The 12,238-nt window shown below is 73.4% G+C and carries 10 protein-coding genes and 1 riboswitch; of the genes, 7 read left to right on the top strand and 3 right to left on the bottom strand.

Annotated elements, in window-relative coordinates; all coding sequences use genetic code 11:
- Positions 1-130: 130 nt before the first annotated feature.
- Together ACGFIR_RS17120 and ACGFIR_RS17125 are read left to right on the top strand one after the other, a co-directional pair.
- On the top strand, positions 131-2,995 hold the full coding sequence (locus ACGFIR_RS17120) for an alpha/beta fold hydrolase (protein WP_392998071.1): 2,865 nt from the start codon (positions 131-133) through the stop codon (positions 2,993-2,995).
- Entirely contained in the window at positions 2,992-3,867 is an 876-nt protein-coding gene (locus ACGFIR_RS17125) for an ABC transporter permease (RefSeq protein WP_392998072.1), read from the top strand. The genes ACGFIR_RS17120 and ACGFIR_RS17125 overlap by 4 nt, the downstream gene beginning before the upstream one ends.
- Here the strand turns inward: ACGFIR_RS17125 and ACGFIR_RS17130 are convergent.
- Entirely contained in the window at positions 3,864-4,145 is a 282-nt protein-coding gene (locus tag ACGFIR_RS17130; protein ID WP_392998073.1) for a DUF4232 domain-containing protein, read from the bottom strand. The two genes, ACGFIR_RS17125 and ACGFIR_RS17130, sit on opposite strands and share 4 nt — an antisense overlap.
- A gap of 138 nt (positions 4,146-4,283) precedes the next feature.
- Here ACGFIR_RS17130 and ACGFIR_RS17135 point away from each other — a divergent pair, with 138 nt between their 5' ends.
- Positions 4,284-5,510 carry a hypothetical protein gene (locus ACGFIR_RS17135; protein ID WP_393145933.1) on the top strand — a complete coding sequence of 409 codons (1,227 nt, stop codon included), beginning with the start codon at positions 4,284-4,286 and terminating at the stop codon, positions 5,508-5,510.
- 85 nt (positions 5,511-5,595) lie between these two features.
- On the opposite strand, the gene ACGFIR_RS17140 is transcribed toward ACGFIR_RS17135, so the two are convergent.
- Positions 5,596-6,348, bottom strand: a complete 753-nt coding sequence (locus ACGFIR_RS17140; RefSeq protein WP_393145935.1) for a hypothetical protein — start codon at positions 6,346-6,348, stop codon at positions 5,596-5,598.
- A gap of 166 nt (positions 6,349-6,514) precedes the next feature.
- On the opposite strand from ACGFIR_RS17140, the gene ACGFIR_RS17145 reads away from it, so the two are divergent.
- The 4 genes from ACGFIR_RS17145 to paaN all read left to right on the top strand — a co-directional run bounded on the left by ACGFIR_RS17145 (position 6,515) and on the right by paaN (position 11,487).
- Positions 6,515-6,946 (top strand): DoxX family protein, encoded by a 432-nt coding sequence (locus ACGFIR_RS17145; protein WP_392998076.1) that lies wholly within the window; start codon positions 6,515-6,517, stop codon positions 6,944-6,946.
- 119 nt (positions 6,947-7,065) lie between these two features.
- Positions 7,066-7,201: riboswitch (SAM riboswitch) on the top strand.
- 10 nt (positions 7,202-7,211) lie between these two features.
- Entirely contained in the window at positions 7,212-8,498 is a 1,287-nt protein-coding gene (gene thrC / locus ACGFIR_RS17150; RefSeq protein ID WP_393145937.1) for a threonine synthase, read from the top strand.
- Between the two features lie 243 nt (positions 8,499-8,741).
- Positions 8,742-9,761: a GNAT family N-acetyltransferase gene (locus ACGFIR_RS17155; protein ID WP_393145939.1), complete on the top strand. Its 1,020-nt coding sequence runs from the start codon at positions 8,742-8,744 to the stop codon at positions 9,759-9,761.
- A 52-nt stretch (positions 9,762-9,813) separates the two neighbouring features.
- Positions 9,814-11,487, top strand: coding sequence for a phenylacetic acid degradation protein PaaN (gene paaN, locus ACGFIR_RS17160; protein WP_392998079.1), 1,674 nt, complete (start codon positions 9,814-9,816; stop codon positions 11,485-11,487).
- A gap of 51 nt (positions 11,488-11,538) precedes the next feature.
- Here the strand turns inward: paaN and ACGFIR_RS17165 are convergent, their stop codons facing one another.
- Positions 11,539-12,072 (bottom strand): GNAT family N-acetyltransferase, encoded by a 534-nt coding sequence (locus ACGFIR_RS17165; protein WP_392998080.1) that lies wholly within the window; start codon positions 12,070-12,072, stop codon positions 11,539-11,541.
- Between the last annotated feature and the right edge of the window lie 166 nt (positions 12,073-12,238).

A 12,238-nucleotide genomic window follows, 5' to 3' on the forward strand; every position in this document is an offset into this window, starting at 1 on the left:
ATGCACGTGATCCGAATTCATCCTCCTGGGACGGTCTGGACCGCCCGTTCGGGACGCCGATCGGATCATCCGGACAGACGTACGGAGGATCTCAGCCAACGCTCAGGATGCGGCCCGTACCGTGTGCCGAATGAGATCGCCGTTGTCGGCCGCGTGGATCCGGCGTGCCCTGCCCACCCGCCGGCGCGCCGTCGCCGCGACGGCGGTGGTCGTGCTGCTCGCCGCCGCCGTGACCTGGGCGGTGCTGCCGCAGGGGCCGGACATCCGCACCGAGGCGGCGTTCGTGAACGTCCCCTCCGGGCCGAACGGGGACGAGCCCGTCGACCTGGACACCACGCTCTACCTGCCCGAGGGCGCCTCGGCGGCCGACAAGGTGCCGGCGGTGCTGCTGGCGCACGGCTTCGGCGGCACCAAGGAGTCGGTCCGGGCCGACGCCGAGGAGTTCGCCGGCCGCGGCTACGCCGTACTCACCTGGACCGCGCGGGGCTTCGGCCGCAGCGGCGGGCAGATCCACCTGAGCCACCCGGACTACGAGGTTCGCGACGCCGCCCGGCTGCTGGACTGGCTCGCCGCCCGGCCCGAGATCCGCACCGACTCCGCCGGTGACCCGAGGGTCGGCGTCGTCGGCGGCTCGTACGGCGGCGGCCTGGCGCTGCTGCTCGCCGCGCAGGACCAGCGCGTCGACGCGATCGTGCCGATGATCACGTGGAACGACCTGTCCCGCTCCTTCCTGCCGGAGAACACCGGTAAGCAGCCCACCGAGGGCGTGTTCAAGTCCGGCTGGGCCGGCCTCTTCTTCGGCGGCGGCGGCAACGTCGGCTCCGGGCCGGCGGGGCTCTCCGGTGCCGACGCCGCCCAGCCCGAAGGGGCGCCCGTCTCCGCCGGCCCGCCCGGTCCGGGGCCGGGAGCCGGGCCGGGCACCGGTCCGGGGCGCGCCCCGGCGGGGGCCGCCGACCCCGCGTGTGGCCGGTTCGCCGCCGACATCTGCGCCGCGTACCTGCGGATCGCCACCACCGGTAGGGCCGACCAGGCCGCCGTGGACCTGCTGCGTCGCTCCAGCCCGGCCGGCGTGCTCGACCGGATCAAGGCGCCGACCCTGCTCGTGCAGGGCGCGGCGGACACCCTCTTCCCGCTCAGCGAGGCGGACGCCAACGCGCGCGGCATCGCCGCCGCCGGCACGCCCGTACGGGTGGCCTGGTTCACCGGCGGGCACGACGGCGGCGAGGGCCCGAAGACCGACTCGGACCGGGTGAAGTTCCTGACCGTGCAGTGGCTCGACCACTACGTCAAGGGCGAGGGCGCGGCCCCGGGCGACGACTTCACCTTCTCGCGCATCGCCGGCTTCGACGCCCTCGACCGGGGACTGGTGGCCACCGGCTACCGCTACGCCGACTACCCCGGCGTCGCCGGCACGGCCCGCCGGGACGTACCGGTCGCCGGTCCCGCCCAGCCCGTCGCCAACCCGCCGGCCGGCAATCCGGCCGCCATCTCCTCGGTGCCCTTCGCCGGCGAGCTGTCGTCGCTGCTCGGCGGCGTGGCGGGGGACATCCCCGGCCAGCACGCCCGGTTCGAGTCGGAGCCGCTGACCGGGGCGGTGGACGTCGTCGGCGCCCCGACGGTCGACGTCCGGGCCGCGTCGCCGACGGGGGAGGCGGTGCTCTTCGTCAAGCTCTACGACGTCGACCCCAACGGCGCGGCCACCCTGCCCAACGGCCTGGTCGCCCCGGTCCGGCTCACCGGGCTGCCGCCGACGATCGACGCGGCGCGGCCGGTCACCGTCACCCTGCCGGCGATCGTGCGCCGGTTCGAGGCCGGGCACCGGCTGCGCGTGGTGGTGGCGACCTCCGACCAGGCGTACGCCACCCCCGCCGAGCCGGCCGTGCACACCGTCGCGGCCACCGGCGCGGTCAGCCTGCCGACCGTCGCCGGCGACCCGATCCCCACGGCCGCCACCGTGTGGCGCTGGGTGCTGGTCGGCCTCGTGGCCGCGATCGTGGTCGGGCTCGTCGTGGTCGTCACCGTGGTCCGCCGCCGGCACCGCCGCCAGGACAGCTCCGTGCATCCGACGTACGCGGGCGTCCCGCTCGCCGTGCGGCAGCTCCGCAAGGAGTATGCGGACGGCTTCGTCGCCGTCTCCAACGTGGACTTCGAGGTGCACCCCGGTCAGGTCGTCGGCCTGCTCGGGCCGAACGGCGCGGGCAAGACCACCACGCTGCGGGTGCTGATGGGGCTGACCCAGCCCACCGCCGGCGAGATCTACGTCTTCGGGCACCGGCTGGTGCCCGGGTCGCCGGTGCTGTCCCGGATCGGCGCGCTGGTCGAGGGGCCGGGCTTCCTGCCGCACCTGTCGGGGCTCGCGAACCTGAAGGCGTACTGGCGGGCCACCGGCCGGCCGGCCGAGGACGCGCACTTCGAGGAGGCGCTGGATATCGCCGGCCTGGGCGACTCCGTGCACCGGCGGATCAAGAACTACAGCCACGGCATGAAGCAGCGGCTCGCCATCGCGCAGGCCATGCTGGGCCTGCCCGAGCTGCTGGTGCTCGACGAGCCGACCGACGGGCTCGACCCGCCGCAGATCGCGGAGATGCGCCGGGTGCTCCAGCGCTACGCCACCGACGGCCGGGCGGTGCTGGTCTCCAGCCACCTGCTCGCCGAGGTGGAGCAGACCTGTACGCACGCGGTGGTGGTGAACAAGGGCCGCATCGTCGCCTCGGGCCCGGTCGAGGAGATCGTGGGCGAGTCGCCCAGCGTGCTCTTCGACGTGACCGACCCGGAGGCCGCCCGCGCGGTGCTGGACGGCCTGCACGGGGTGCGGGTGCTCCCGGACGGCGAGGGCCAGCTCGTGGTGGACACCAACGGCACCGCCCGCAGCGAGGTGGTCGCCGAGCTGGTCCGGGCCGGCATCGGGGTGGACCGGGTGGTGCCGAGGCGCCGCCTGGAGGACGCGTTCCTCGCCCTGGTGGGCGAGAACTCTCGGGGAAGCGGGGACCGATGATGGCGGGCACGTCACGCACGGCGGGCGCGGCGGCCGGCTACCGGCCGTCGGCGACCCTGCCGTTCGGCGCCGAGTTCCGGCGGCAGGCCTCCCGGCGGCGTACGCAGCTCGCGCTCGGGTTCATGGTCCTGCTGCCGTTGATCATCCTGATCGCGTTCCAGTTCGACACGGGCGACGACGACGACAACGGGCGCGGGGAGTTCGGCAGCCTGGTGGAGTTCGCCACGTCGGGCGGGCTGAACTTCACGCTCTTCACCATCTTCGTCTCGGCGTCGTTCCTGCTGGTCGTGGTGGTGGCGCTGTTCTGCGGCGACACGGTGGCCAGCGAGGCGAGCTGGGGCAGCCTGCGCTACCTGCTGGCGATACCGGTGCCCCGGGCCCGCCTGCTGACGGTGAAGCTGCTCGTCGCGCTCGCGTACTCGGCCCTGGCGCTGCTGCTGCTCGCCGGCACCGCCCTGCTGATCGGCACGCTGCGCTACGGCTGGGAGCCGCTGCGCAGCACGGTCGCCGCCCAGCTCGAACCGGGCGAGGGGCTGCTGCGGCTGCTGGGCGTGCTCGGCTACCTGGCGGTCGTACTCCTGGTGGTGGCCGGCCTGGCGTTCCTGCTGTCGGTGGTGACGGACGCGGCGCTCGGCGCGGTCGGCGGCGCGGTGCTGCTCTGGATCCTCTCCAGCATCCTCGACCAGATCACCGCGCTGGGCGCGCTGCGCGCGTTCCTGCCGACGCACTACAGCACCGCCTGGTTGGGGCTGCTGTCGACGCCGGTGCAGACCGACGACGTGGTACGCGGCGCGATCTCCGCGATCAGCTACGCGACGCTGTTCTGGGGGCTGGCGTTCTGGCGCTTCACCCGCAAGGACGTCACCAGCTAAGGCGCCGCATCGGTCGCCTTCTTCCAGGCGCTGACCCCGATCCGGCCCGTGTTGCCGAGGTCGATCGGCCCGTCCAGGCCCACCACCTGCGCGGCCTGGCCCTTGGCGGGCGCGATCTCCAGGCGTTCGCCGTTGGTGGCGACGACCGTCGAGTCGGTGACCAGGTTGCGCCAGAGCACGGTGGCCGCAGCCCGTTCGTCGGGCCGCAGGGTCAGCGGCCGGGGCGGGGCGTCGAAGCCCAGCGTGATCTCCTTGGCCCCGCTGTCGAGCTGCCCCATCTGCGGGACCGGCCCGGAACGGGGCCGCCGTGCGGCGCCTGTCGAGCTGAATCGCCTACGACATCACCTGTCCCGCTCTATCTCGGCGCGGCGAGAGCAGTTCAGTGATGGCGTGGTGCCGCTGAGTGAGAATCGGGTATGACCAATCCGCCCCCTGCGCCGCCCCCTGACCAGCCGCCCGCGTCGCCTCCTGAGCCGCCGTCATCCACAGCGCCGGCCACGCCGCCGTCGTCCACGGCGCCGCCCGAGCCTGCGCCTGCGTCGCCGTCCGCGCCGCCGTCCGCGCCGTCGTCCGCGTCTGCGCCCGTGCCGCCGTCTGCGTCCGTGCCGCCGTCCGCGCCTGCGTCGCCGTCCGGGTCGGCGACCGAGCCAAAAGCCTGGGCCGTGCTGGCCGATGAACGCCTGCCCGGCTTTCGCCGGCTTGCGCCGAAGCAGCGCGCGGTGTACGCGACCGTCGTCGCCGTCATCGTCGTGGTCGGCGTGCTCTTCGCCTACCAGGCCAATGTCCTTCTGGACCGGTCGACGGCCACCGATCGGGCCCGCTCGGACAGGCAGGCTCAGCAGGCGGTCGACCGCGAGCAGGCCGCGTTCGTGTCCACGGTCACGCCCCTCGACTACGACCGGGACCTGCCCGAGGCCTTCACCGTGCTGCTCGACCGGCCGCTGACCGAGGGCGAGCAGGCCGGGCTCACCGCCCTGACCGGCGACAGGTCAGAGGTGTGGGAGCTCCTCAAGCCGCTCGGCGGCCGGGTGGTCGAGCACGCGTCCTACGTTGCGCCGTTCGAGGACGGCAACGAGAACCGCGGTCATGCCCAGACGTTCGACCTGAACCTGAACAGCGATCGCGCCGCCGGACTCACGATCAACAACATGACCGCCGTCAAGGACTCGTGCCGCGTACCCACGGCGCAGACCGTCGTCACCCTTCCCCCGGCGGGCGCGGAGTCCCGGCAGGGGCTGCTGTGGGACCTGACCGGTGGGCCGACGGACGAGCCGCACGGCCCGTACGTCCTGGACGAGGGCGAGCCGCGGGAGGGCCAGCTGTACTTCCGCCGCAACGTCGTCGAACTGGGCAACGGTCAGTCGAACATGGCCTTCCGCATCCAGCCGGAGGTGTCCACCCACACCTGCGAGTGGCACATCGTCGCCTCCTACACCGACACGACCGGCGCCCACGAGCAACGCATCCCGAGCGGCGCCGGCACGTTCACCACCGAGGCCATCCCGTCGCAGCCCGTCCAGTACTTCGAGCGCCCCCCGACCTCGGGGTGGGGCTGCCTCGGCGCGGTGACTCAGCAGGATTGCCCGGCCACCGGATACATCCGGCTGCCGAAGCCACCAGCCCCCCGGCCGGTCCCGGACTGAGCCGGCGCCTGCCCGGCACGGCCGGAGCCCGCGCCGGCGGATCGGCCGGCGCGGTCCTGGGCCCGGTACGACCACCGGCGGGACGTCAGCGGGAACGGGGCCTGCGCGTGCGGGTGCGGGAGTCGGGGGAGTCCGGCTCGGTGCCGGAGTCGGCGGCGTCCCCGCTGCCGGGGGGCGTCGCGGTCACCCGGGCGTCGGTGTGGCTCAGCTTGGCCAGCGTCGTGCCCCTGAGCTGGTAGACGGCGGTACGCCGGATGCTCAGCTCCGCCGCCGGGCCGTCCGCGGGCCGGGTCAGGTAGACCACCGTCGCCCTGCCGCCGCTCACGCTGACGCTCTCCACCGGCGTACGGTCGCCGAGGTCGACCTGGGCCTGGTAGTCCGGCTCGCCCCTGACGTTGCGCCAGGCGGCGAGGGTGAAGAAGCGGCCGGTCCCGCCGCCGTCGAGCATGACCACGCCGACCGCGTCGCCCGCGCCGTCGCCGTCGAGGTCGCCGATGGCGCACGGCCGCTGCAACTCCACAGTCGTGCCGTTCCGGTCGGACCAGCGGCCGGCGGCGAGACGGATCGGGGCGGCGTACCCGCGGTAGCGGACCCTGCTGCTGCCGATCCGGGTGTTGCGCAGTTCGAGGCAGGTGAGCTGGTCGCCGGTGCGGCGGGGCGTCGGGGTGGCCCGGGTGGTCGCGGGGGCGGCGTCGACGTCGTCCCGCTTCGCGGCGGTGCCGGCGGGCCGGTCGGCGGAGCGGTTCCGCTTCTTCCGGTTGCCTGTGGAACAGGCGGTGGTGAGCGCCAGCAGGCAGGCCATGGAGAGCGCCACCACGGGGACGAGCTTGCGACGCATTCGCGCGTTCCTTTCCGTCGATGTGCCTGGCACCGTAGCGGGGACGCGCCAGAACAGGGCCCGACCGCGTCGTGGGAGCGTTCCCATAAAGAGGGAATCAATCGACACAGCCGAATGGCTGTCGGCATTCTGGTGTCGTCCCGTCGTCCTGCTCGGAGGTGCCCTGATGTTCACTGACCGGATCGGTGGCCCGGCCCTGTCCCTGTTCCGCGCCGTCGTCGGCCTGCTCTTCCTCTGCCACGGCCTGGCCTCGCTGCTGGGGGTGCTCGGCGGAAACCGGGGCACCGGCGAGGCGGTCCCGTTCGGCGAGTGGCCGGGGTGGTGGGCCGCGCTGATCCAGGCGGTCTGCGGCGGGCTGGTGCTCGTCGGGCTGCTGACCCGGGCGGCGGCCCTGCTGGCGTCCGGCTCGATGGCGTACGCGTACTTCGTGGTGCACCAGCCGGACGCGCTGCTTCCGCTGCGCAACGGCGGCGAGCTGGCCGTCCTGTTCTGCTGGTCGTTTCTGCTGATCGCCGTGTTCGGTCCCGGCCGGTGGGCGGTCGACACCCTGCTACGCGCCCGCCGCCCCGCCGCCGACTCCCGCTCCGTGGCCGTCTGAATCCGTACCGTGACAGAAGGCCGCCTGCGGCCCGGCGGCGACTGCGGGATCGCTCACAGCGTGGGATCGGCCGTCGATCCGGGCGCCTTCGGTGCTTAAACTCGCAGGTACAACTGCATACCTCATCCAGAGGGGCTGAGGGATACGGCCCGACGACGCCCCGGCAACCACCCCGCGCGCTCACCGCAGAGCGACCGGCGGGGCAGGTGCCAATTCCGTCCCCGCCGCAGGGTGCGATGCGGGGAAAGATGAGAGGACCCGCGACATGACGTCGACGTTCGCCCCCTCCGGCATCGACACCACCACCAGCCCCGCCCGTGCCCTGGTCTGCCGCGCCTGTTCGGCCCGCTACCCGCTCGCCGCCCAGCACGCCTGCTACGAGTGTTTCGGCCCGCTGGAGGTCGACTACGACGCCGCCGCGCTCGCGACGGTCACCCGGGAGCAGATCGAGGCGGGCCCGCAGAACATCTGGCGGTACGCGGCACTGCTGCCCGCCGGCCAGGACCCGGCCACCCGGGTCAGCCTCGACCCCGGCTTCACCCCACTGGTGTCCGTCCCGCACCTCGCCGCCGAGCTGGGCATCACCGCCCCCCTCTGGGTCAAGGACGACAGCGCCAACCCGACCCACTCCTTCAAGGACCGGGTGGTCTCGGTGGCGTTGAGCGCCGCCCGCGCGCTCGGCTTCACCCGCTACGCCTGCGCCTCCACCGGCAACCTGGCCAACTCGGTCGCCGCGCACGCCGCGCGGGCCGGCGCGCCTTCGGTGGTCTTCATCCCCGGCGATCTGGAGCAGGGCAAGGTCGTCACCACCGCCGTCTACGGCGGCGAACTGGTCGCCATCGACGGCTCGTACGACGACGTGAACCGGCTCTGCGGCGAGCTGGTGGAGACGGACGAGTTCGAGGACACCGCGTTCGTCAACGTCAACGTGCGCCCCTACTACGCCGAGGGCTCCAAGACGCTCGGCTACGAGGTCGCCGAGCAGCTCGGCTGGCGGATCCCCGCGCAGGTGGTGATCCCGATGGCCTCCGGCGAGCTGCTCACCAAGATCGACAAGGCGTTCACCGAGCTGGTCGAGATCGGCCTGGTCGAGGCGCCGGCCGGCGGCTGGAAGGTGTTCGGCGCGCAGTCGGCCGGCTGCAACCCGATCGCCACCGCCCTGCACGCCGACACCGACACCATCACCCCCGTCCGGCCGACCGGCATCGCCAAGTCGCTCAACATCGGCGACCCGGCCGCCGGCATCTACGCCCTGGAGGCGGTACGCCGCACCGGCGGCTGGATGGAGTACGTCGACGACGACGAGATCCGCGCCGGCATCCGGCTGCTCGCCCGTACCACCGGCGTCTTCGCCGAGACCGCTGGCGGGGTGACGGTGGCCGTGCTGCGCAAGCTGGTCGAGTCGGGCCGCCTGGACCCGACGGCGGAGACCGTCGTCTTCAACACCGGCGAGGGCCTCAAGACCCTCGATGCGGTGTCCGGCCAGGTCGGTCCCACCCACCGCATCAAGCCCTCGCTGCGCGCCGCCCGCGACGCCGGCCTCCTCACCTGATCCGGGGATTCGCCGGGTAACTGGGTTTTCGCTGTGAGTGCGGAAAACGCGCCGACAAGGACTTGACGGCCGTAACCGGACGGCGCAAGATGCTCCGTGCGGGAGGGCGTTTCGCCGGAGACTTTCAGTTCTTGCGACCCAACGCCGGAGGCGTTGTGCGAGCGTCCCTCCCGACCAACCTCCCGATCGGGCCAGCGGTTAATTCGCTGGCCCGATCGTCGTCTGGCGGCGCACTCTCAGCCGATGAGCATCACCATCGCGCCGCTCGACGCCGCCGACCAGGCCGCGGTCGACGAGGCGTACCGGATCGGCGCGGCGGCCAACGAGGCCGACCTGCCGGACTTCCCGCCCTTCTGCCGGCGGCGCTTCGATGCGGCGGTCCGGCACCCGATGCCGGGCAACGAACCGCTCTGGGCGCTGGCCCGGCTCGACGGCGTGCCGGCCGGCTACCTCGCGCTGGACCTGCCGCAGCTCGACAACACCGAGAACGCCACGGCCGAGCTGGTCGTGCATCCGGAGCACCGGCGTCGCGGCGTCGGCCGCGCGCTGCACGAGCACGCCGTACGCCTGCTGCGGGAGCGGGGCCGCAAGCGGGTGGTGGCGATGGCCGTCACCACGCTGCCCGGCGGCCCGCCCCGCTCCGGCGCCGGCGCCGCCTTCGCCGCGTCCACCGGCGCCCGGCCGGCGCTGGCCGAGGTCCGCCGCCGGCTCGACACCACCCGGCTCGACCACGACGGCCTGGCCGCCGCGCTGGCCGGGGCCCGGTCCCGGGCGGCCGGCTACCGCGTCGTGCGGTGGCAGGGACACACCCCCGAGGAGTACGTCGCCGACATCGCCTACCTCGACGGCCGGTTGATGGCCGACGCGCCCCTGGGCGAGGTGGAGTGGGAGCCGGAGCGGGTCGACGCCGACCGGCTCCGGAGCACTGAGCGGGCGTTCGACGCGCGGGGGCGGCGGCGCTACCACACGGCCCTGCGCCACGAGGCGTCCGGACGGCTGGTCGCCTGGACCCTGCTCGACGTCGGCGCGTCGGCCGACTGGCACGCGTTCCAGCAGATCACCATCGTCGATCCGGACCACCGTGGGCACCGCCTCGGGCTGCTCGCCAAGGTCGAGAACCTGCACCACCTGTTGGCCCACGAACCGGCGGTACGCGCGATCGACACCTTCAACGCGGCCGAGAACGCGCACATGGTGCGGATCAACGAGCAGCTCGGGTTCCGCCCCGTCGACGGCTGGACCGACTGGCAGCTCACCATCTGAGTTGTGACACGCCCCTACTGATCCTGGTGCTTTCTGTTGCATGATGGCGGGCATGACGGAGACCCCGCACCCCCTGTACGACAGGCACGCCGACACCCTGACCCGGGCGCTGACCGCCATCACGGAGCGCGGGTACTGGTCCGCCTACCCCGAGTCGCCCAGCCCCCGCGTCTACGGTGAGACCGCCGCCGCCGACGGCAAGGCCGCCTTCGAGGCGTACCTCGGCGGCGACTTCCCCCTCGACCAGCCGGGCGCGACCGACCGGGTCGCCACCGAGACCAGCCCGTTCGGCGTCGAGCTGAACGTCCGCTACCCGCACGCCGGCGCCGACGAGCTGGTCGCCGCCGCCTCCGCCGCGCTGCCCGGCTGGCGCGACGCCGGCCCGCAGGCCCGGGCGGGGGTCTGCCTGGAGATCCTCGACCGGCTGCACAAGCACATCTTCGAGCTGGCCAACGCGGTGCAGTTCACCAGCGGCCAGGCCTTCGTGATGGCCTTCCAGGCCGGCGGCGCGCACGCGCTGGACCGCGCGCTGGAGGCGGTCGCCTACGCGTACGCGGAGATGACCCGGCACCCGGGGACGGCGGGCTGGGAGAAGGCGGCCGGCAAGGGCGACCCGCTGCGGATGACCAAGACCTTCCACGTGGTGCCCCGTGGCGTGGCGCTGGTGATCGGCTGCAACACCTTCCCGACCTGGAACTCGTACCCGGGGCTGTTCGCCTCGCTGGTCACCGGCAACCCGGTGGTCGTCAAGCCGCACCCGCGCGCGGTGCTGCCGCTGGCGATCACGGTGAAGTACGCCCGGGAGGTGCTCGCCGAGGCCGGCTTCGACCCGAACCTGGTGCTGCTCGCCCCCGAGGCGCCCGGCGAGAAGCTCGCCTCCACGCTGGCCCTGCACCCGGCCATCAAGATCATCGACTTCACCGGTTCCACCGAGTACGGCGACTGGCTGGAGGCCAACGCCCGGCAGGCGGCCGTCTACACCGAAAAGGCCGGGCTGAACACGGTGGTGATCGACTCCACCGACGACTTCGCCGGGATGTGCCGCAACCTCGGCTTCACCCTGACCCTCTACAGCGGCCAGATGTGCACGACGTCGCAGAACATCCTGATCCCCTCGGGAGGCATCGAGACCGACCAGGGGCACAAGAGCTTCGACGAGGTGGCCGGCGGGATCGCCGCGGCGGTCGCCAAGCTCACCGCCGATCCGGCGCGCGGGGTGGAGATGACCGGCGCCATCGTCAACGACGGGGTGCTGGAGCGCCTCGACGAGGTCACCAAGGTCGGCGAGGCGGTGCTGGAGTCGCGTACGGTCGAGCACCCGGCCTTCCCCGGCGCGGTGGTCCGCACCCCGACGGTGGTCAGGCTGGCGGCCGACGACGCCGCGACCTACTCGAAGGAGTGGTTCGGGCCGATCTCGTTCGCCATCGCCACCGACTCCACGGCGCACAGCCTGGAGATCCTGCGCTCCACGGTCGGCGAGAAGGGCGCGCTCACGGCGGCGGTCTACTCCACGGACGAGACCGTCCTCGACGCGGCCGAGGCGGCGGCGATCGAGGTCGGGGTGCACCTGTCCTGCAACCTCACCGGCGGGGTCTTCGTGAACCAGTCGGCGGCCTTCTCCGACTTCCACGGCAGCGGCGCCAACGCGGCGGCCAACTCCGCGCTCACCGACGGCGCCTACGTGGCCAACCGGTTCCGCGTCGTGCAGTCCCGCCGCCACGCGTGATCCGTCCGGCTGCCCGGGTCGGCCCACGGCCGGCCGGTCCGGGCAGCCGCGTCAGGCCTTGCGCCGCATCTGGAGTTCGGTGAGCACCGGCACGGTGGGGTGCGGGACGCGTACGCCGGTGTCGACGAAGCCCAGCCGCCGGTACGCCCGGTAGGCCCGGTCGTTGCCGACCACGACCTCCAGCATCAGTTCGGGGCGCCCGCAGGCCCGGGACCAGGCCGCGACCGCGTCGACGAGGTCGCCGAGCAGGCCGGTGCCCCGCCAGGGCGGGGTGACGTAGACGGCGTACACCAGGGTCAGCGCCGGCTCCCCGGGGGCCGCCGTGCCACCCGCGTGCCCGACGAGCCGGCCGCCCGGGTCGGCCACGAACTGCGCGGTGCCCACCCCGGCCGAGACGGACGCGATCCTGGCCGCGTAGTCCGCGTGCGGCCGGGCCGCCGCGTCGGCGAGGGTCTCGAGGAAGGCCAGCGGGGCGTCGGCGAGCATCTCCAGCCGCAGGGCCCGCATCCGGGCGGCGTCGCGGGGCCGGACCCGCCGGATCTCCGCCCGCCGCGCCTGCCCCGACCCGTCGGGCGTGCTCGTCATGACGCATGCGTACCACAGCGATGAACGCCGATGCCCACCGGTTGAAATATGCCCGATTTGTGGTCGTGCGCCGCCGTCACGCTTCGTGTAGCGTGCGATTTCGGTTACCGTTTCAGCGGCCATTGTCGATCGCCGAATCGGGCGTCCTCCGGTGCCGGCCAGCCCG

Origin of the sequence: Micromonospora sp. NPDC049051 (genome assembly GCF_043197575.1) — a bacterium.
In the GTDB taxonomy this organism is placed as follows: Bacteria; Actinomycetota; Actinomycetes; order Mycobacteriales; family Micromonosporaceae; genus Micromonospora.